Source organism: Ectopseudomonas toyotomiensis (assembly GCF_017167985.1).
Taxonomy (GTDB): Bacteria; Pseudomonadota; Gammaproteobacteria; order Pseudomonadales; family Pseudomonadaceae; genus Aquipseudomonas; species Aquipseudomonas toyotomiensis.
The window spans coordinates 1441213-1460683 of the sequence record NZ_CP070505.1; the positions used below are offsets into that span (position 1 = coordinate 1441213).

The following is a 19471-nucleotide window of genomic DNA, read 5'->3' on the forward strand; positions in this document are numbered from 1 at the left end:
GATGCACCTGATCCGCATCGCCCTGGCCAGCCTGGCCAACCGACGTTTCACCGCCTTGCTCACGGTATTCGCCATCGCCCTCTCGGTGTGCCTGCTGCTGGCCGTGGAACGTGTACGTACCGAGGCGCGCGCCAGCTTCGCCAATACCATCAGCGGCACCGACCTGATCGTTGGCGCCCGCTCGGGCAGTGTGAATCTGCTGCTGTACTCGGTATTTCGCATCGGCAACGCCACCAACAACATCCGCTGGGACAGCTTCGAGCACTTCGCCCAGCACCGTCAGGTGAAGTGGGCCATCCCCATTTCCCTCGGCGACTCGCACCGCGGTTACCGGGTGATGGGCACCAGCACCGCCTATTTCGAGCACTATCGCTACGCCCGCGGCCAGACGCTGCAACTGGCGCAGGGCCGCGAGTTCGCCGACGACCCGTTCGAGGTGGTTCTGGGCGCGGAAGTGGCGCAGGCGCTGGGCTACGGCCTCGGCGAGAAGATTGTCCTGGCACACGGCGTCGCCACCATCAGCCTGGTCAAGCATGACGACAAGCCGTTCACCGTGGTCGGCATCCTCGAACGTACCGGCACGCCGGTGGACCGCACGCTGCACATCTCCCTGGCCGGGATGGAGGCGCTGCATATCGACTGGCAGAACGGTATGCCGGCACGCGGCGCGGCGCAGATCAGCGCGGATCAGGCACGCGCCATGGACCTGCAGCCAAAGCAGATCACCGCGTTCATGCTCGGTCTCAACAGCAAGATCGCCACCTTCAGCCTGCAGCGCGAGATCAACGAGTTCCGTGGCGAGCCGCTGCTGGCCATCCTGCCGGGTGTCGCCCTGCAGGAGCTGTGGAGCCTGATGGGCACCGCCGAACAGGCGCTGTTCGTGGTCTCACTGTTCGTCGTGCTGACTGGTCTGATCGGCATGCTCACCGCCATTCTCACCAGCCTCAACGAGCGTCGCCGGGAGATGGCCATCCTGCGCTCGGTGGGTGCTCGCCCCTGGCATATCGCCAGTCTGCTGGTGCTGGAGGCCTTCACCCTGGCGCTGGCAGGCGTGGCCTTCGGTGTCGCGCTGCTCTATCTGGGCATCGCCGGCAGCCAGGGTTTCGTCCAGGCCAATTACGGTCTGTACCTGGCACTCAATGCGCCGTCGAGTTACGAATGGAAACTGCTTGGCGGCATTCTCGCCGCCGCCGTGGCGATGGGCAGCGTACCGGCCTGGCGGGCCTATCGGCAGTCACTCGCCGACGGCCTGTCGATACGCCTGTAAGGCGCGATTCGCCTGTACACTGTGCAGGCGAATCACTGCACAGAGGTAATCCATGTTCCGCCCCCTGCTCGCCAGCCTGCTGCTGACGCTGGCCCTGCCGCTGGCCGCCGCCGATGTGCGCGAAATCACCTGGTCGGAGCTGATTCCGCCGGATGCTCCGCCGCAGGTCATCAACCCCGCGCCGATCCATGACCTCTCGCAATTGGCCGACGCCCTGGCTGAATCCGGCCCGGCCGCCATGCAGCAATCGCCGGCCGCCCCGGTGGTCAAGGAGCTCAATGGCCAGCAGGTGAAACTGCCCGGCTATATCGTGCCGCTGGATGTGACAGACGAAGGCCGGGTGGTGGAGTTTTTGCTGGTGCCCTACTTCGGCGCCTGCATCCACGTGCCGCCACCGCCGTCGAACCAGATCGTTCATGTCACCAGCGAACTCGGCGTGCTGCTCGATGCGCTGTACCAGCCTTTCTGGGTGGAAGGCCCGCTGAAGACCGAGCATGTCAGCAGCGAACTGGCCGAAGTCGGTTACCAGATGGAAGCGGACAAGATCTACGCCTACGAACTGCCGGATAGCTGACCCCTGCCGGGGCATTCGTAGGTGTGGCTGTAGGAGCGGCTTCAGCCGCGAAAAGATTCGCGGATAAATCCGCTCCTACAGAGATACGCCACCCAAGAAAAAGCCAGACACTAGGTCTGGCTTTTTCTTGGTGCGTACGGCGCACCCTACGGTAGGGTGCGCCGTGCGCACCGAGAACGACTCAACTGCGACTGGCTACCCGATTTTCTCGTTCGAAACGCAGCTCGCTTTCCGCCCACTGCCGCCACGAACGCACCTTGGCCCGCTCGGCACCGCCACGTTCGGCACGCGCCAGCGCATCCAGGCCGGCCTGCCAGCGCGACTGCTCCAGCTCCAGTTGAGCGACGTACAACCAGTGTTTGCCATTGCCGCTGCGTTCGGCCAGCGGTCGCAACACGCGCACCGCGGCAGAACGATCACGCGCCTGCCACCAGAACAGGCCCAGACGTTCCTGGCGAGCCGCGGTATTGGCCAGCAGACCGCTGTCGAGCATGCCGGCCAGCAGCTTGGCGCCCTGCCAGGGTTGATCGGCGGCACCGGCGAGCAGCACCAGGTTGTCCAGTTCCGCCTCGCTGAAACGCAGGCCCTTGCTGTGCGCCGCACGCAGGGTCGCCAGCGCCTTGTCGTTGCTGCCGGCCATCTGCTGCAGACCGGCCAGTTGGCGCCAGCCCTTGGCATCGTTCGGCTGGCGCGCCAGCAACTGACGCTGCCAGCGCTCGGCCTGGGCATAGCGCTTGAGGTCGGCGTTGGCACCCACCAGAAACTGCAGCCAGATGTCATCGGCATTGGGATTGGCCTGCACGTAGCGCTCGGCCAGTGGCAATGCCTTGGCCGGCTGGTTCATGCCCTGATAGGCCTGCACCAGCATCTGCAACACCTCCTCGGAGGCGCTGGCCTGATTCGGCGCCAACAGCTCGACGACCTTGGCGTAGCGGCGCTCGCCCAGGTTGAGCTTGGCCAGGTTGAGACGCTCGCCGGCCAGCATCTCCGCGTCCAGCTTGCCGCTGCGCACGGCCTTGTCCAGCCAGTCGATGGCCTGGCCGTTGTTGCCGGCCGACCAGGCCACATAGGCCTTGCTGCGCCAGACCAGTGCCTCTTCGAGGCTGCCGCTCTTGGCCTGGACATCATCCAGCGCGCGTCGTGCAGCGGCATAATCGCCCTTCTGCTGCGCAACCTGCGCCGTGTTCAGAGCCTTGAACACGGCCGGGTCGACGGTCTGCTGGGCCATGCCAGGCACGGCCGCAGCACTGAGCATCACGAGCAACAACCAACGGTACATGGTCAGCTCCTTTCCAGACGGAAGTAGAGGGTCTTCACCGCTTCGCGGTCCACCGCCAGGCCACCCTCGGTACGTGGTGCGAAGCGCCAGCGAGAGGCGGCACGGCGTGCTTCGCGCTCGAAGACGTTACGCGGGTTGGCCTCCAGCACGCGGATATTCTCCACGTTGCCGGAGCGATTGATGGTGAAAGCCAGTTTGACGAAACCTTCGATGCCACGCTGCAGCGCATAACGCGGGTATTCCGGGCGCACGTCGTTGAGCGGCATGACTTCGCTCTCCATGCCGCCCATCTGCCCACCGGACTCGGCGGCCTCGCTCGGTGGCGTCGGCGCTGGAGCACCCGGCGCAAGGCCGGACAGACTCGGTGCCGGCGCGCTGTTGACGGCAATACCGCTGGCCAGGCTGGGCAGCTGGATATCCAGCGCCGGCAGGTTGGCATTCGGCGTGGCCGTTTGCGGCGTCGGCGGCGTGGGGGGCTGCGGCGTCTGCGGTTGCGGCGGCTGCGGTGCCTGCTGACGGGTGCGGCTGGCGGTCTCGCTGGCGTTACCGTCCATGCGCACAAAGTTGGCCACGCTGACCGGCTCCTGGTTCACCTTGGCGCTCGGTGGCGCGACCATATATAGCATCAGGGCGAACAGCCCCAAGGCCATCAGGCAGGCGCCGAGAAAAGACAGCGGCAGGCGCATCAGTTGACTCCGCTACCGGCGGCCAGGGCGACATCCTGCACGCCGGCCAGTCGCGCCTGATCCATCACCTGAACCACCAGGCCGGTACGCGCATCCTGATCGGCCTGTACCACCACGGCGCCTTCCGGCTGATCGACGCGCATGCGCTCGACATGGGCACGCACGCTGCGGATGTCCACCGGCTGCTTGTCCATCCAGATCTGCCCGTCAGCGGTGACGGCGATAAGGATATTGCCCTTGTCCTGCGGGCTGGCGGTTTCCGCTTGCGGGCGCTGCACCTCGACCCCGGACTCACGAATGAAGGAGCTGGTGACGATGAAGAAGATCAGCATGATGAAGACCACGTCGAGCATCGGCGTGAGGTCGATACCGGTGTCTTCGTCCTGCTGGTGGTGACGACGCATTCTCATGTTGGGCGATCTCAGTCGTGACGCAGCTGGTCGGCCAGCCGCTCGATGGCCTGGCTGGCTTCGCGTTCGAGGCGCGCCAGGCTGAACAATCCAGGAATGGCCAGAACCATGCCGGCCATGGTCGGCAGGGTCGCCTGCCAGACGCCTGCGGCCATGCCACGTGGGTTACCGGTGCCGTTGAGGGCGAGCACGTCGAACACCGCGATCATGCCGAGCACGGTGCCGAGCAATCCCAGCAACGGGTACAGCGCCACCAGGGTCTTGCCCAGGCGCAGCGGCGCCGCCAGTTGCTGGCGCGCCTGCGCCAGCCAGGCCAGACGCACGGCGCGCTGCCAGTTGCCGTTGTCATCGGCCAGCACCTGCTGCCAGGCCTCGCGGCGCTCCTGCACCCAGCGCGGGAAAATCCTGCGCATGTACCAGAAACGCTCGAACACCAGGGTCCAGAACACCACGCAGAGCAGCGCAAGCGCCCACATCACCACGCCGCCGGCGCCCATGAAGTCGAGCAGTGCATAGGCACTGTCGACTGCACGCAGCCAGAAGGCGAACAGATCAGTCACGGCGCGGTGCTCCCGACAGGTGCAGGGCGATCAGGCCGGCGCTCTGCTGCTCCAGAATCTGGATCAGGCCCTTGCTGCGGCTGGCCAACAGGCTGTGCAGGAACAGCAGCGGAATGGCCACCACCAGGCCCAGTACGGTGGTCACCAGCGCCTGGGAGATACCGTCGGCCATCAGCCGCGAGTCGCCGCCACCGCTCTGGGTGATGGCCTGGAAGGTCACGATCATGCCGGTCACGGTGCCCAGCAGGCCGAGCAGCGGTGCCACGGCGGCGAGCAGCTTGAGCAGGCCTTGGCCTTTCTCCAGCGGCGGTGTCTCCTGCAGGATCGCTTCGTCGAGCTTCAGTTCCAGGGTTTCCAGATCCGCCAGTTGCGGCTTGGCACCCAGCACGCCAATCACGCGGCCCAGCGGGTTGTCATTGCGCGGCGCGCTGAGGTCGTGCATCTGCGCCTTGACGCCACTGCCAACGCGCCCCAGATAGACCATGCGCCACACAGCCAGAAGCAGGCCGAAAGCACCCAGCACGACGATCACCCAGCCGACCAGACCGCCCTGCTGCAGACGATCCCACAGGGTCGGCTGCTGCTGCAGCTGCGCCAGCAGGCTGCCACGGCTCGGGTCGATGGGCAGCGTGGCGAGCGCATCGGTGCTGCTCAGGTAGTCCTTGACCTGGCCCAGGCCGGACGGCTGACGCGGCGGGGCTACCAGTTGCCCTGCATCGGCGTCGTAACGCAGGAACGCATCCTCACCATATACGGCAAAGGCGCCAACACGCAGCACCTGCTGCTCCTGGCGAGAGCCATCGGCATTCACCACCGGCAGTTGCAGGCGCTCGATACGACCGCTGGCGGCCAGGTCTTCGAGCAGCAGCATCCAATAGCCGTCGAGGTCTTCGGCGGACGGCAGCGAACGGCTCTCGGCCAGTGCCTTGAGGCGCTTCAGGCGCTCCGGATACTGGGCGTTGAGCAGGCTGTCCTGCCATTGCCCGGCGACATCACCGGCACTCTGGCGTACCACACCGAACAGTTCACCGAGGTGGCCGACACGCTGCGCCAGAAGTTTTTCCTGCTCGGCCAGTTCGGCCTCCTGCCGGTCGAATTCGGCCTTCAGACGCTCGCTTTCGGCTTTCTGGGTATTCAGCGCTGAACGCGCGGCAGCCAGCAGCTGCGCCTGCTCGCTACGCTTGGCCAGGAAGGCCTGCTCACGCTCCTGCATGGCGCTGACTTCAGCAGCGCGCTCGCTGCGAATGCGCTGCAGCAGTTGATCAGGGTTGAGGGTTTCGGCCACGGCGGCCAGCGCCGGCAACAGGCTGAGCGCCAGTACGGCTACAACACGACGACTCATTGTGCGGCCTCCTCGGCCAGGGTCTTGATCGGCAGGGACAGCACGGCGGGCGCCTGTTGCTGACGGGCGATGGCGATGGCCTGGGTCAACGGACGGCGCGCGCTGCCGTCGAGCACTTCCCATGCCTTGGTCTGCGGGTTCCACCAGCCGCTCTCGTGCGCATCGAGGGTCTGGTAATAAAGCATGCTGCGGCCCAGGCGCAGGAACTCGACGCTGCGCGAACCACCATCTGCCTGATTCAGCTCGCCGCGCCAGGCTTCGAGCGTGCGGCCATAATCGCTCTCGATCTGGTAGGCCTCGAGGATGCGGCGGTATTTGTCGGCCAGGCTGACGTCGGCGCGCGGCAGCAAGTCCTGCAGTTGAGCCAGACGGTCTTCGCGTTCTTCGGGCAAAAACGGCAGGTCAGCGGCGATGAACTCACCCAGCACCTCGACCATCTTGACCATCTGCGGGCTCACCGCTTCCTGGGTACGTTCGATGCCATCGAGCTGCTTCTGATAACTGGCCAGTTCCTGACGCTGGGCTTCGACCAGGTCACGAAGTTGACTGTTATAACCTTTCAAAGCTTCAGCCTGCTGCAGGGCATTTCGGTACTCATTGAGCATCTCACGGCTGGCGTCATCCAGCTGTTCGACACGGCCCTGGGAGGCTTTCGCCTCGGCGGCCAGGCGCTGGCTTTCGTCGAGCGCAGCATCCAGCGGCGCAGCAGCCAGCGAGCCGCTGGCCAACATCAGGGCCACGGCCAGGGAACGGAGGGGGAAGCGATTCATGCGCAGAGGGTCCTCAACAGACGGGCTTGCTTCAAAAAGAGAAACATTATCATCTACAGACGCATTCGAAGCAATGGACAAAACACCGCAACAGAGCTCGCCGATCTATTGAGCCAGGTCAAAAAGCGGATTGTTGCTTGGCTTAGCATTGATTCCAGCCAAAGACACAACCGACTCGAACTGGAGCTCGCCATGTACAAATCACTGTTCACTGCCTCGCTGCTGGCCCTCGCCATCGCCGCCCCTGTTGCCCAGGCCCACCAGGCCGGGGATGTCATCGTCCGCGCCGGTGCCATCACCGTCGATCCGCGCGAAGACAGCGGCAATATCGATCATGCCGTACTGGGCAAGGTAGCCGGCAGCGGCGCCACCCTGAACAGCGACACCCAGCTGGGCCTGAACTTCGCTTACATGGTGACCGACAATTTCGGCATCGAGCTGCTGGCGGCCACGCCGTTCAGCCACGATGTCGGCGTCAAGGGCATGCCAGGCGCTTTCGCCGGCCTGAATGGCAAGCTGGGCAGCCTCAAGCACCTGCCGCCGACCCTCAGCGCTATTTACTACCCGCTGGACAAGAGCTCGGCCTTCCAGCCCTATGTCGGCGTCGGCATCAACTACACCTGGTTCTTCGACACCGAACTGAGCAGCGAAGCCGAGGCCAAGGGCTTCCGCGGCCTGGACATGAAGGACTCCTGGGGCCTGGCCGGGCAGATCGGCATGGACTACATGCTGACCGACAACCTGATGCTCAACGCCCAAGTGCGCTACATCGATATCGATACCACCGGCACCACCTATCTGGCCGGCGACAAGGTCAAGGTCGATGTGGATGTCGACCCCTTCGTCTACATGGTCGGCCTGGGTTACAAGTTCTGATAACCCTCGCAGAAACGAAAAAGCCGGCGCATGCCGGCTTTTTCATGAGCTCGATTCACACACCGAGCAGCTGGCGCAAGCCTTCACGCAGCGGCGTCTGCTCTGGCATGTGGTAATGAGCCTGCAAGCGCGCATTGTCAGCACGCGAATGGCGAATATCGCCAGCACGGGCCGGCAAGTGCGTCACCGGCGGCAGGCCGCCGCACAGCACGCCGATCTCAGCCAGCAGTTGGTTGAGACTTACCGCCTGGCTCCAACCCACATTGAGCGGATCACTCACCACCTGCTCGCTGAGCAAGCCCTGCATCAACAGCGCGACCAGATCACCGACATAGAAGAAATCACGGGTCTGCTCACCATCACCGAAGACGCTGATCGGCAGCCCCTGCTGCGCACGTTGGGTGAAGATACTGATCACCCCGGAGTACGGCGAGGATGGATCCTGGCGCGGCCCGAAGATATTGAAGAAACGAAACACCGCCGGCTCCAGGCCATGCTGACGGCGGTAGAAATCCAGATAGTGTTCGCCAGCCAGCTTGTCGGACGCGTAAGGCGTCAACGGCGCCTTGGCGGTGGCTTCATCGATTGCCACGCCCTCGCCATTATTGCCATAGATGGCCGCACTGGAGGCATAGACCACGCGTCGCACGCCATGCTGACGCATGGCCTCGCAGACATTCAGGGTACCGATGAAATTGCTCTGGTGCGTGGACACCGGATCATCCACCGAGGCCTGAACCGACGCCACCGCAGCCAGATGCGCTACCCCTGCACAACCAGCGACCGCCTGCGCGACCACCTCGGCATCGGCGACATCGCCCTCGATGAAGCGCAAACGCGGGTTGTCCAGCGGCAGATTGCTGCGCTTGCCCATAGACAGATTGTCCAGCACACGCACATTGTGACCGGCGGCCAGCAAGGCATCGACCAGGTTTGAACCGATAAAGCCTGCACCACCCGTTACGAGAAATTCAGCCATGGCGATAGTAACGATCCAGTAAGCTCGGCAGACCGGAGCGCCAGGCGCGCGGCTTGATGCCGAAGGTGTGAAGAATCTTCTTGCAGGCCAGCACGGCATGCTGCGGCTCATCGGCTGCATCCGGACGGGCGGCGTGCGCCTGCGGCGCAACATCCTCGACCAGATTGCTGCGATAGTGACGCGCCTCGCTCAGTACTGCCTGCCCCAGGCTCAGCGATGTACTCGCCTCATGGCCGCCGTAATGATAGGTACCCCACAAGGGCGACTCGCAATCGAGCTGCTTGAGCACGGCCAGAATCACCCGTGCAGCATCGTCCACCGGCGTCGGGTTGCCGCGCCGGTCATCGGCGAGGTAGAGCGCATCGTCGCGCTCGGCGCGCAGCAGAAAGCGCCCCAGCAACCCTTCACGGCTGTCATCGAGCAGCCAGCCGAAGCGCAGCAGCACATGGCGCGGACAGATCGCCCGAACGCTCTGCTCCAGACGCCATAGCGCCTGGCCACGCAGCCCGAGGGGGACCGGCTCTTCCTTTTCGCTGTAAGCGGTGACACGTGAGCCATCGAAGACCCGATAGCTGGACGGCTGCAGCAAGACGATGGAATGGTGTTGGCACAGCTCGGCCAGGCGCTCCACAGCGCGTTCCTGCGTCTGCAGGCGCGACTCGGCCACCGACTCGGCCTGGAACCAGTCGAAGTAGTAAGCCAGGTTGATCAGTGCATCCGGGCGGGTCTCGTCGAGCAACTCGGTGAGGCTCGCCGCATCCCAGCCATCTTCCGGCGGGCGTGGCGCGAGGAAGCCGATGTCTTCCTCGGCGCCAAGACGGATCAGCGCTTGCCCCAGGGCACTACCACCGCCCAGCAGCATCAGGCGCATTCGCATAGGCTAGAGCCCGCTCAGATCAGAACGGGATGTCGTCATCGAAGCTGTCGTAGTCAGGCGCTGGCTGGGCCTGCTGCGGAGCCGGACGCTCCTGACGCGGGGCCTGTTGCGGCTCGCGCTGCGGAGCCGGACGCGACTGGCGCGGCGCGCCGCCTTCATCACCGCTCGGACGACCGCCCAGCAGCTGCATGGTGCCCTGCATGTCGACGATGATCTCGGTGGTGTAACGCTTGATGCCGTCCTTTTCCCACTCGCGGGTCTGCAGCTTGCCTTCGATGTACACCTGCGACCCCTTGCGCAGGTACTCGCCGGCGATCTCGGCAACCTTGCCGAACAGGGCGACGCGGTGCCACTCGGTCTTCTCGACCTTCTGCCCGGTCTGCTTGTCGGTCCACTGCTCGCTGGTGGCCAGGCTCAGGTTGGTGACCGCGTTGCCGCTGGGCAGGTAGCGTGTTTCCGGGTCCTGGCCGCAGGTGCCGACCAGAATGACTTTGTTAACCCCACGGGCCATAACGTTCTCCTAGACTCGGCACGCCGCTGGTGCCGATATGATCAGGCTTTCCAGCGTCGTGCGATCCACTTGTTGGGTATCGACTTTGATATAGATGGCCGCTTCGTCGACCACCACCACGGCGTCCGCCACTCCCGGCGTTGCCTTGAGGCGTTCGACCAGTCCGACATCGGCCAGTGCCGCGGCATCGAGCGGCAGGCGCAAACTGGTCACGTACGGCGGTTCGCGCATAGTAACAGCAATAGCCAGCCAAATTGCACAGAGCACGGCGCAGCCGATGAACACACCGCCCAGGCCCACGTGCTGGTACAGCCAGCCACCGAGAATGCCGCCCAGGGCTGCGCCGAGGAACTGGCTGGTGGAATAGACGCCCATCGCCGTGCCCTTGCCGCCTGCCGGCGCCACCTTGCTGACCAGCGACGGCAGCGAGGCCTCGAGCAGGTTGAAGGCGGTGAAGAACACCACGATACCCAGTACCAGCGCCCGCAGGCTGCTGCCGAAGAAAGCGAAGTAGAGCTCGCAGGCCAGCAACACGCTGACGGCACCGAGCAGCACGCGCTTCATCTGGCGTTTCTTCTCGCCATAGATGATGAACGGCACCATGCCGAAGAAGCCGATCAACAGCGCGGTGAGGTACACCCACCAGTGCTCTTCCTTGACCAAGCCGCCCTGCTCCACCAGCGCCAGCGGCAAGGCGACGAAACTGGCCATGAGCACCGCATGCAGGGCCAGGATGGCGAAGTCCAGACGCAGCAGGTCGCCATGCTTGAGGGTCGGCCACAACGCCTGTGCCGCCACGCCGGATTCGCGATGCTGCAGCGGGCCGGCGTCTTTCGGCACGATGCCGGCGACGATCAGGATGCCGAGCAACGCCATCGCCGCCGTCGCCCAGAACAGCCCGGACAAACCAAAGGCGCGAGTCAGCAGCGGGCCGACCACCATGGCTACGGCGAACGACAGACCGATGCTCATGCCAATCATGGCCATGGCCTTGGTGCGGTGCTGCTCGCGAGTCAGATCCGACAACAACGCCATCACCGCCGCCGAGATCGCTCCAGCCCCCTGCAGCACACGCCCGGCGATCACGCCCCAGATCGAATCGGCATTGGCCGCCAGCACGCTGCCTGCAGCAAAAATCAGCAAGCCTGCGTAGATCACCGGGCGTCGGCCGATACGGTCACTGAGCATGCCGAAGGGAATTTGCAGCACAGCCTGGGTCAAACCATAGGCACCGATGGCCAGGCCGATCAGTGCGGGGGTACTACCCGCCAGATCCATGCCGTAGGTGGCCAACACCGGCAGCACCATGAACATACCCAGCATACGAAACGCGAACACCATAGCCAGGCCGCCGGCCGCGCGGGTCTCGCTACTACTCATGCGCTCGCTGTGCGGATCGTGCATCGAATGAACCCTGAGGAAATCAGCCGGCGATTCTAGCAGCCGCCGTCGTTTCGGCACAGGCGCACACTTTGCCGCAGGGCAGCAGCAAGCCCTATACTCGACCGTTTTCCGCCCGCCCAGCGAGGCCCGTTGTAAGTGGACAAGATTCTGATTCGTGGGGCCCGTACCCACAACCTGAAGAACATCGACCTGACCCTGCCGCGCGACAAACTGATCGTGATCACCGGCCTGTCCGGTTCCGGCAAGTCCTCTCTGGCTTTCGATACCCTTTACGCGGAAGGCCAGCGCCGTTACGTCGAGTCGCTGTCGGCTTATGCCCGGCAGTTTCTGTCGATGATGGAAAAGCCCGATGTCGACACCATCGAAGGCTTGTCACCGGCAATTTCCATCGAACAGAAATCCACCTCACACAACCCGCGTTCGACCGTCGGCACCATCACCGAAATCTACGACTATCTGCGCCTGCTGTATGCCCGCGCCGGCATTCCGCGCTGCCCGGACCATGACGTGCCGCTCGAGGCGCAAACCGTCAGCCAGATGGTCGATCAGGTGCTGGCCCTGCCGGAAGGCCGCAAGCTGATGCTGCTGGCACCGGTGGTCCGCGAGCGCAAGGGCGAACATCTGTCGGTGTTCGAGGAGCTGCGCGCCCAGGGTTTCGTCCGTGCACGGGTCAACGGCAAACTGTTCGAGCTGGACGAGCTGCCCAAGCTGGACAAACAGAAGAAGCATTCCATCGACGTGGTGGTGGACCGTTTCAAGGTCCGTGAAGACCTGCAGCAGCGTCTGGCCGAGTCTTTCGAGACCGCCCTCGGCCTGGCCGACGGCATCGCCCTGATCGCCCCCATGGATGATGAGCCGGGCGAAGAGATCATCTTCTCCGCGCGCTTCGCCTGCCCGCACTGCGGCCACTCGATCAGCGAGCTGGAACCCAAGCTGTTCTCCTTCAACAACCCGGCCGGCGCCTGCCCGACCTGCGACGGCCTGGGCGTGAAGCAGTTCTTCGACGTCAAACGCCTGGTCAATGGCGAACTGACCCTGGCCGAAGGCGCCATACGCGGCTGGGACCGGCGCAACGTCTACTACTTCCAGATGCTCGGTTCGCTGGCCGCGCACTATGGCTTCAGCCTCGAAAAGCCCTTCGACGATCTGGCCGCCGAACACCAGAAAGTCATTCTGTTCGGCAGCGGTACGCAGAGCGTCGACTTCAAGTACCTGAACGACCGTGGCGACATCGTCAAACGTTCGCACCCCTTCGAGGGCATCATTCCCAACCTCGAGCGCCGCTACCGCGAGACCGAGTCGGCCAGTGTGCGCGAGGAGCTGGCCAAGTTCCTCAGCACCCAGCCCTGCCCCGATTGCCGGGGCACGCGCCTGCGCCGCGAAGCGCGGCATGTCTGGGTCGGCGAGAAGACCCTGCCGGCGGTGACCGGCCTACCGGTCGGCGATGCCTGCGATTACGTCGCCAACCTGCACCTGACCGGGCGGCGCGGCGAGATCGCCGAGAAGATCCTCAAGGAAATCCGCGAGCGCCTGCAGTTCCTGGTCAACGTCGGCCTCGACTACCTGACCCTTGATCGCAGCGCCGATACCCTGTCCGGCGGCGAAGCGCAGCGCATCCGCCTGGCCAGCCAGATCGGCGCCGGCCTGGTGGGCGTGATGTACATCCTCGACGAGCCGTCCATCGGCCTGCACCAGCGCGACAACGAGCGCCTGCTGGGTACCCTCAACCACCTGCGCAACCTGGGCAATACGGTGATCGTGGTCGAGCACGACGAAGACGCCATCCGCATGGCCGATTACGTGGTGGATATCGGCCCGGGCGCTGGCGTGCATGGCGGACGCATCGTCGCCGAAGGCACGCCGGACGAGGTGATGAATCACCCCGACTCGCTGACCGGCAAATACCTGTCCGGCCGCGAGAAGATCCGCTATCCGGCGCAGCGCACACCGCGTGACAAGAAGAAACTGCTCAAGCTCAAGGGCGCACGGGGCAACAACCTGCGCAATGTCGATCTGGAGATTCCGGTAGGCCTGCTCACCTGCGTTACCGGCGTGTCCGGCTCGGGCAAGTCGACGCTGATCAACAACACCCTGTTCCCGCTGACCGCCACGGCCTTGAACGGCGCCACCACCCTGGAGGCGGCGCCGCACGACTCCTTCGACGGCCTGCAGCACCTGGACAAGGTGGTCGACATCGACCAGAGCCCGATCGGCCGCACGCCGCGTTCCAACCCGGCCACCTACACCGGCCTGTTCACACCGATTCGCGAGCTGTTCGCCGGCGTGCCGGAGTCGCGCTCGCGCGGCTACGGCCCTGGGCGCTTCAGCTTCAACGTCAAGGGCGGGCGCTGCGAGGCGTGCCAGGGCGACGGCGTGATCAAGGTGGAAATGCACTTTTTGCCGGACATCTACGTGCCGTGCGACGTGTGCAAGGGCAAGCGCTACAACCGCGAAACCCTGGAAGTGAAGTACAAGGGCAAGAGCATCACCGAAGTGCTGGACATGACCATCGAGGAGGCCCGCGCCTTCTTCGACGCCGTGCCGGCCATCGCCCGCAAGCTGCAAACGCTGATGGACGTCGGCCTGTCTTATATCAAGCTGGGCCAGAGCGCAACCACCCTGTCCGGCGGTGAGGCGCAGCGGGTCAAGCTGAGTCGCGAGCTGAGCAAGCGCGACACCGGCAAGACCCTGTACATCCTCGATGAGCCGACCACCGGCCTGCACTTCGCCGATATCCAGCAACTGCTGGACGTGCTGCACCGCCTGCGCGACCACGGCAATACCGTGGTGGTGATCGAGCACAACCTGGACGTGATCAAGACCGCCGACTGGCTGGTCGACCTCGGCCCCGAGGGCGGCTCCAAGGGCGGCATGATCATCGCCACCGGCACACCGGAGGACGTGGCCGACAATCCGGCATCGCATACCGGGCACTTCCTCAAGCCATTGCTGGAACGCGACCGCGCCTGAAACGAGAGAGCCCCGCAGATGCGGGGCTCTTTTTTGGCAAATCAGCTTACATCTGACTTTGCAGGTACTTCTCCAGCCCCAGCTTGTCGATCAGCTGCAACTGAATCTCCAGCCAGTAGGCGTGGTCTTCCTCGGTGTCCTTGAGCTGCAGCAACAGGATGTCGCGGCTCTGATAATCCTGATGTTTCTCGCACAACTCGATGCCCTTGCTCAGAGCCGCGCGCACTTCGTACTCCAGGGCCAGATCCAGCTTCAGTGCCTCAGGTACGGTCTGCCCGTATTTGAAAGCGTTGGGCACCATGTCCGGCACACCCTCAAGGAAGATGATGCGCTTGAGCAGGGCATCGGCGTGCTGGGTTTCCTCTTCCATCTCGTGGTTGATGCGCTCGTAGAGCTTGCTAAAACCCCAGTCCTCATACAGCCGCGAATGAATGAAGTACTGGTCGCGCGCAGCCAGCTCGCCCTTGAGCAGGTGCTTGAGATAGTCGATGACTTCGGTATGGCCTTTCATGGCGGCAATCCTTGTTGCATTCGTGAGCAGGGGGCAATGCTCCACCTGACGCCCTGCTCGGTCAAGCAAAAGCACAACGCCCCCACGAGGGAGGCGTTGCGGTTTACTGACGCACCGTCGGCGCGCCAATCAGGCTCAGGCCAGATCGAAGCGATCCAGGTTCATCACCTTGGTCCAGGCGGCAACGAAGTCCTTGACCAGCTTCTCCTTGCCGTCGGCACTGGCATACACCTCGGCATAGGCGCGCAGTACCGAGTTGGAGCCGAACACCAGGTCATTGCGGGTGGCGGTGTATTTCACCTGGCCATCCTTGCGTGTACGTCCTTCGAAAACTTCATTGCTGTCATCGGTGGCCTTCCATACGGTGCCCATATCCAGCAGGTTGACGAAGAAGTCATTGGACAGCACGCCGACCTTGTCGGTGAACACGCCATGCTGACTGCCGTCGTAGTTGGCGCCCAGCACTCGCAGGCCGCCGACCAGCGCAGTCATCTCCGGCGCGGTCAGTGTCAGCAACTGCGCCTTGTCGATCAGCATCGCCTCGGTGGGCACGCCCAGGTTGCCTTTGCTGTAGTTGCGGAAACCATCGGCAGCAGACTCCAGCACATCGAAGGAGTCGACATCGGTTTGATCCTGACGTGCATCGACACGGCCCGGCGCGAAGGGTACGTCTACGCTCACACCGGCAGCCTTGGCGGCCAGTTCGACACCGACATTACCGGCCAGCACGATCACATCGGCCAGGGAGGCCTTGCCGGATGCCTGCTGGATTTCTACCAGCTTCGGCAGCACCTGAATCGCCCGCTGGTTGGCCGCCCAATCCTTCTGCGGCGCCAGAGCCAGTCGCGCACCATTGGCACCACCACGCTTGTCACCACCACGGAAGGTCGAGGCCGAAGCCCAGGCCACGGACACCAGATCACCGATCGAAATCCCCGAAGCAGCGATCTTCGCTTTCAGATCGGCGATATCGGCAGCGCTTGGGTTATGGGTGGCAGCCGGCAGCGGGTCTTGCCAGATCAGGTCCTCTTTCGGCACTTCCGGGCCCAGGTAGCGGGCTTTCGGCCCCATGTCGCGGTGGGTCAGCTTGTACCAGGCGCGCGCGAAGGCATCGGCGAAGGCCTGCGGATCTTCATAGAAGCGCTTGGAAATCTTGCCGAACTCCGGATCGAAGCGCAGGGTGAGGTCGGTGGTAAGCATGGTCGGCTTGTGGAATTTACCCGGCACGTGCGCATCCGGGATGATCTCCGGCGCGTCCTTGGCCACCCACTGCTTGGCACCGGCGGGGGACTTGGTCAGCTCCCATTCGAACTTGAACAGGTTCTCGAAGAAGTTGTTGCTCCACAGCGCCGGGGTCTTCGTCCAGGTCACTTCCAGGCCACTGGAAACCGTGTCCTTGCCAAAGCCACTGCCGAAGTTGCTGGTCCAACCCAGACCCTGGGCTTCGATAGGTCCAGCCTCAGGCTCCGGCCCTTTGTGCGATTCCGGCGCCGCGCCATGCGCCTTGCCGAAGGTGTGGCCGCCAGCGATCAACGCGACGATTTCTTCGTCATCCATCGCCATGCGATAAAAGGTGGCGCGAATATCCTTGGCCGCTGCCAGGTAGTCGCCGCTGGCATTGGGGCCCTCCGGGTTCACGTAGATCAGACCCATGTGGGTGGCGCCAAACGGTGCGGTCAGCTCGCGTTCATCATTGACGCGCTTGGGATCGACACCCAGCCAGGCGACTTCGGCGCCCCAGTTGACGTCCTGATCCGGTTCCCATACGTCTTCGCGACCGGCACCGAAGCCGAAGGTGCGAAAACCCATGGATTCCAGAGCGACGTTACCAGCGAGGATGTACAGGTCGGCCCAGGAAATGGACTGGCCATACTTCTGCTTGATCGGCCACAGCAGGCGACGCGACTTGTCGATGTTGACGTTGTCCGGCCAGGAGTTGAGCGGAGCGAAACGCTGCTGACCACGGCCGCCACCGCCACGGCCATCGGTGGTGCGATAGGTGCCGGCAGAGTGCCAGGCCATGCGGATGAACTGCGGACCGTAGTGACCGAAGTCGGCAGGCCACCAGTCCTGACTGTCGGTCATCAGTCTGACCAGATCGGCCTTGAGCGCCTTGTAATCAAGCTTCTTGAAGGCTTCGGCGTAGTTGAATGTTTCACCCAGCGGATTGGATCGGTCGGAATGCTGATTGAGCAAATCCACACGCAGCTGATTCGGCCACCAATCTTTGTTGGTCGTGCCACCACCAGCGACGTGGTTGAACGGACATTTACCTTGGTTCGACATGGTTCTCTCCTTCTCCTCATCGGGTCGGTCCCAGCGAGTGCGACCAACAATGGGACAAGCCTAGACCCGCTTCGCCAGGCGAACCAATTCATGAAGCATAACGGCGCGATAGTTATTTTCTTTTGCGCGCGCCATGAAAAAACGGGCCACCAGGGCCCGTTCTTTCATGACGCGCAACAACCTTCAGGCGACGATAACGAAGCCTACGAAAGCCACTGCGGCGGCCACCAGCGTGTAAGGCAGCTGAGTGATCGCATGGCTGATCAGGTTGCAGCCCGAGCCCTGTGCCGCCAGCACGGTGGAGTCGCTGTAGAAGCAGGCCTGACTGCCGAAGGCCGAGGCCGACATCAGCGCCCCGATCACCAGCGGAATGTCCGCGCCCAGGGCGTAGGCCAGGGGCATGACGATGGGAATGGTCACAGCGAAGATGCCCCAAGACGAGCCGGTAGCGAAGCTCAGCACCGCCATGCACAGGAACACCATAGCCGGCAGCATCTGCGGCGTCATGTAGGGCTTGAGCGTCTCGACCACGTACTGCGGCAGCATCAGCTGATCGCAAACATCCTTGAAGACGAAAGCTGCCACGCAAATGCCGATGGCCGGAAGCATCGTCTTGAAGCCGTCGACCATCTGATCGAGCATCTCCGACAGCGGCATCAGGCGCTGTACCAGATAGAACGGCAGAGTCAGCAGCATAGTGGCGATCATGCCCATCCATACGTCGATGTCGAAATACACGGTGAAGCCCACCAGCATCGCTAGCGGCACAAGGAAGTTGTATAGCTTGCCGCTCTCCTTGTCGGCGCCTTCGAACTCCTCTTCCAGCGACTTCATCGAATAGTTGTGCTCGGGACTCAGCTCGCCAACGTGCATGGCACCAGCGGAGCCGTGGCGCGCCTGCAACTCGACCTTGCGCATCGGCCCGATATCCGGGAACAGCCCGGCGGCCACCAGCACCACCAGCAATACCGCCGCCCAGGCGTAGAGCATGTAAGGAATGGCCTGGATGTAGACGTTGATGCCCTGACCAGTCTCGGCGATACCGTTGTTCTCCAGCAGGCCGCCAAAGAACACCGCCCAGGTGGACAGCGGCACCAATACACAGATCGGCGCGGCGGTGGAATCCACCACGTAAGCCAGCTTCTCGCGCGAAATTTTGAAACGGTCGGTAACGCGCTTCATGGTCTCACCCACCGTCAAGGCATTGAGGTAGTCATCGACGAAGATCACCACGCCGAGCACGAAAGTCATCAACAGCGAGGAGCGAGGCCCCTTGGCCAGCTTCAGCGCACTGCGACCGAAGGCCAGGGCACCACCAGTACGCACCAGCAGGGCGATCAGCGCACCGAAGCTGCCACACACCAGGATCAGCCAGCCGATGGTTTCGTCCTGCATCACCTTCAGCGAGATTTCCGCGAAGCTCCCGAGCGCATCCTGGGGCGAAAGCAGCAACAGACCGCTGCAGGCGCCGACCAGCAAGGCCAGGATGGGGCGACGCAGCCAGATGGCGAGGGTCAGGACAACGGCAGGAGGGATAAGACTCAGAGCAGTAGGTTCGGACATGATCAGCAATTGTTCTTGTTGGGGCCGGCGCAGCGGCGAAACGGAGACTGCCGCACCTTACCCGAGCCCCTCTGCGTACACAATATCAAACAAGACGTGCGGAAAAATATTCACCCCACACACTGCGCGCCTCCGTTCGGCGAATCTCAGACAACAAAAAACCGGGCACAAGGCCCGGTTTCTTGTACAACCAGCAACTTACTCGGCAGCTTCTACCGAACCGCCGACCGGACGGTCGACCAGTTCAACGTAAGCCATCGGAGCGTTGTCGCCAGCGCGGAAACCGCACTTGAGGATGCGCAGGTAGCCGCCGTTACGGGTGGCGTAGCGCTTGCCCAGATCGTTGAACAGCTTGCCGACGATGGCTTTCGAACGGGTACGGTCGAAGGCCAGACGACGGTTGGCAACGCTGTCTTCCTTGGCCAGGGTGATCAGCGGCTCGGCAACGCGACGCAGTTCCTTGGCTTTCGGCAGGGTAGTTTTGATCAGCTCGTGCTCGAACAGCGAGACCGCCATGTTCTGGAACATGGCCTTGCGGTGAGCGCTGGTGCGGCTGAGGTGACGGCCACTTTTACGATGACGCATGGTTCAATTCCTTACCAAACT

18 protein-coding genes are annotated in these 19471 nt (G+C 63.4%); 4 read left to right on the forward strand and 14 right to left on the reverse strand.

The genetic code is table 11. From position 1 onward, the window contains the following. Nucleotide 1 precedes the first annotated feature (1 nt). Nucleotides 2-1267, forward strand: a complete 1266-nt coding sequence (locus JWV26_RS06610) for an ABC transporter permease (RefSeq protein WP_206418682.1) — start codon at nucleotides 2-4, stop codon at nucleotides 1265-1267. Nucleotides 1268-1319: 52 nt separating this feature from the next. Then, a complete protein-coding gene (locus JWV26_RS06615) occupies nucleotides 1320-1841 on the forward strand; it encodes a DUF3299 domain-containing protein (protein WP_017675594.1) in 522 nt (173 codons plus the stop codon). Nucleotides 1842-2022: 181 nt separating this feature from the next. On the opposite strand, the gene JWV26_RS06620 is transcribed toward JWV26_RS06615, so the two are convergent. From JWV26_RS06620 to JWV26_RS06645, 6 genes are read right to left on the reverse strand one after another with little or no spacing between them, the layout of a single operon-like run. Further along, nucleotides 2023-3120 (reverse strand): tetratricopeptide repeat protein, encoded by a 1098-nt coding sequence (locus JWV26_RS06620; RefSeq protein WP_206418683.1) that lies wholly within the window; start codon nucleotides 3118-3120, stop codon nucleotides 2023-2025. A gap of 2 nt (nucleotides 3121-3122) precedes the next feature. After that, nucleotides 3123-3806: an energy transducer TonB gene (locus JWV26_RS06625; protein ID WP_079782696.1), complete on the reverse strand. Its 684-nt coding sequence runs from the start codon at nucleotides 3804-3806 to the stop codon at nucleotides 3123-3125. Then, entirely contained in the window at nucleotides 3806-4216 is a 411-nt protein-coding gene (locus tag JWV26_RS06630; protein WP_021489595.1) for an ExbD/TolR family protein, read from the reverse strand. Before JWV26_RS06630 ends, JWV26_RS06625 begins: the two co-directional genes overlap by 1 nt. Nucleotides 4217-4227: 11 nt before the next feature. Next, entirely contained in the window at nucleotides 4228-4776 is a 549-nt protein-coding gene (locus JWV26_RS06635) for a MotA/TolQ/ExbB proton channel family protein (protein WP_206418684.1), read from the reverse strand. Then, the gene (locus JWV26_RS06640; RefSeq protein ID WP_021489596.1) at nucleotides 4769-6118 is read right to left on the reverse strand and encodes a MotA/TolQ/ExbB proton channel family protein; all 1350 of its coding nucleotides are present in this window, start codon (nucleotides 6116-6118) and stop codon (nucleotides 4769-4771) included. Before JWV26_RS06640 ends, JWV26_RS06635 begins: the two co-directional genes overlap by 8 nt. After that, nucleotides 6115-6888, reverse strand: coding sequence for a DUF3450 domain-containing protein (locus JWV26_RS06645; protein ID WP_161867396.1), 774 nt, complete (start codon nucleotides 6886-6888; stop codon nucleotides 6115-6117). Before JWV26_RS06645 ends, JWV26_RS06640 begins: the two co-directional genes overlap by 4 nt. Nucleotides 6889-7080: 192 nt before the next feature. Here JWV26_RS06645 and JWV26_RS06650 point away from each other — a divergent pair, with 192 nt between their 5' ends. Continuing rightward, complete coding sequence (locus JWV26_RS06650; RefSeq protein ID WP_206418685.1) at nucleotides 7081-7764, forward strand: OmpW family outer membrane protein; 684 nt, start codon at nucleotides 7081-7083, stop codon at nucleotides 7762-7764. Between the two features lie 55 nt (nucleotides 7765-7819). Here JWV26_RS06650 and JWV26_RS06655 read toward each other — a convergent pair whose 3' ends face one another. The 4 genes from JWV26_RS06655 to JWV26_RS06670 are packed head-to-tail and all read right to left on the reverse strand — an operon-like array spanning nucleotide 7820 to nucleotide 11535. Further along, complete coding sequence (locus JWV26_RS06655; RefSeq protein ID WP_196460658.1) at nucleotides 7820-8743, reverse strand: NAD-dependent epimerase/dehydratase family protein; 924 nt, start codon at nucleotides 8741-8743, stop codon at nucleotides 7820-7822. Next, nucleotides 8736-9620: a sugar nucleotide-binding protein gene (locus JWV26_RS06660; RefSeq protein ID WP_072424507.1), complete on the reverse strand. Its 885-nt coding sequence runs from the start codon at nucleotides 9618-9620 to the stop codon at nucleotides 8736-8738. The genes JWV26_RS06655 and JWV26_RS06660 overlap by 8 nt, the downstream gene beginning before the upstream one ends. A 19-nt stretch (nucleotides 9621-9639) precedes the next feature. After that, nucleotides 9640-10131, reverse strand: a complete 492-nt coding sequence (locus JWV26_RS06665) for a single-stranded DNA-binding protein (RefSeq protein ID WP_003463262.1) — start codon at nucleotides 10129-10131, stop codon at nucleotides 9640-9642. Nucleotides 10132-10140: 9 nt separating this feature from the next. After that, the gene (locus JWV26_RS06670) at nucleotides 10141-11535 is read right to left on the reverse strand and encodes an MFS transporter (protein ID WP_125874142.1); all 1395 of its coding nucleotides are present in this window, start codon (nucleotides 11533-11535) and stop codon (nucleotides 10141-10143) included. A gap of 135 nt (nucleotides 11536-11670) precedes the next feature. On the opposite strand from JWV26_RS06670, the gene uvrA reads away from it, so the two are divergent. After that, on the forward strand, nucleotides 11671-14505 hold the full coding sequence (gene uvrA, locus JWV26_RS06675; protein ID WP_206418686.1) for an excinuclease ABC subunit UvrA: 2835 nt from the start codon (nucleotides 11671-11673) through the stop codon (nucleotides 14503-14505). A 46-nt stretch (nucleotides 14506-14551) separates the two neighbouring features. On the opposite strand, the gene bfr is transcribed toward uvrA, so the two are convergent. The 4 genes from bfr to rplQ form a co-directional block, all read right to left on the reverse strand. Then, nucleotides 14552-15016, reverse strand: coding sequence for a bacterioferritin (gene bfr, locus JWV26_RS06680; RefSeq protein ID WP_079782690.1), 465 nt, complete (start codon nucleotides 15014-15016; stop codon nucleotides 14552-14554). Nucleotides 15017-15151: 135 nt separating this feature from the next. Next, nucleotides 15152-17302: a catalase/peroxidase HPI gene (gene katG / locus JWV26_RS06685; protein ID WP_079782689.1), complete on the reverse strand. Its 2151-nt coding sequence runs from the start codon at nucleotides 17300-17302 to the stop codon at nucleotides 15152-15154. Between the two features lie 183 nt (nucleotides 17303-17485). Then, nucleotides 17486-18865, reverse strand: a complete 1380-nt coding sequence (locus JWV26_RS06690; protein WP_079785257.1) for a Na+/H+ antiporter NhaC family protein — start codon at nucleotides 18863-18865, stop codon at nucleotides 17486-17488. A gap of 198 nt (nucleotides 18866-19063) precedes the next feature. Continuing rightward, nucleotides 19064-19450 carry a 50S ribosomal protein L17 gene (rplQ, locus tag JWV26_RS06695; protein WP_003243945.1) on the reverse strand — a complete coding sequence of 129 codons (387 nt, stop codon included), beginning with the start codon at nucleotides 19448-19450 and terminating at the stop codon, nucleotides 19064-19066. Between the last annotated feature and the right edge of the window lie 21 nt (nucleotides 19451-19471).

Bases quoted from the DNA above. Each gene is read 5' to 3' on its own strand.
- JWV26_RS06630 (WP_021489595.1), bottom strand. From the start codon at position 4,216: ATGAGAATGCGTCGTCACCACCAGCAGGACGAAGACACCGGTATCGAC.
- bfr (WP_079782690.1), bottom strand. From the start codon at position 15,016: ATGAAAGGCCATACCGAAGTCATCGACTATCTCAAGCACCTGCTCAAG.
- JWV26_RS06620 (WP_206418683.1), bottom strand. From the start codon at position 3,120: ATGTACCGTTGGTTGTTGCTCGTGATGCTCAGTGCTGCGGCCGTGCCT.
- rplQ (WP_003243945.1), bottom strand. From the start codon at position 19,450: ATGCGTCATCGTAAAAGTGGCCGTCACCTCAGCCGCACCAGCGCTCAC.
- JWV26_RS06645 (WP_161867396.1), bottom strand. From the start codon at position 6,888: ATGAATCGCTTCCCCCTCCGTTCCCTGGCCGTGGCCCTGATGTTGGCC.
- JWV26_RS06690 (WP_079785257.1), bottom strand. From the start codon at position 18,865: ATGTCCGAACCTACTGCTCTGAGTCTTATCCCTCCTGCCGTTGTCCTG.
- JWV26_RS06610 (WP_206418682.1), top strand. From the start codon at position 2: ATGCACCTGATCCGCATCGCCCTGGCCAGCCTGGCCAACCGACGTTTC.
- JWV26_RS06615 (WP_017675594.1), top strand. From the start codon at position 1,320: ATGTTCCGCCCCCTGCTCGCCAGCCTGCTGCTGACGCTGGCCCTGCCG.
- katG (WP_079782689.1), bottom strand. From the start codon at position 17,302: ATGTCGAACCAAGGTAAATGTCCGTTCAACCACGTCGCTGGTGGTGGC.
- JWV26_RS06665 (WP_003463262.1), bottom strand. From the start codon at position 10,131: ATGGCCCGTGGGGTTAACAAAGTCATTCTGGTCGGCACCTGCGGCCAG.
- JWV26_RS06640 (WP_021489596.1), bottom strand. From the start codon at position 6,118: ATGAGTCGTCGTGTTGTAGCCGTACTGGCGCTCAGCCTGTTGCCGGCG.
- JWV26_RS06625 (WP_079782696.1), bottom strand. From the start codon at position 3,806: ATGCGCCTGCCGCTGTCTTTTCTCGGCGCCTGCCTGATGGCCTTGGGG.
- JWV26_RS06670 (WP_125874142.1), bottom strand. From the start codon at position 11,535: ATGCACGATCCGCACAGCGAGCGCATGAGTAGTAGCGAGACCCGCGCG.
- JWV26_RS06650 (WP_206418685.1), top strand. From the start codon at position 7,081: ATGTACAAATCACTGTTCACTGCCTCGCTGCTGGCCCTCGCCATCGCC.
- JWV26_RS06655 (WP_196460658.1), bottom strand. From the start codon at position 8,743: ATGGCTGAATTTCTCGTAACGGGTGGTGCAGGCTTTATCGGTTCAAAC.
- JWV26_RS06660 (WP_072424507.1), bottom strand. From the start codon at position 9,620: ATGCGAATGCGCCTGATGCTGCTGGGCGGTGGTAGTGCCCTGGGGCAA.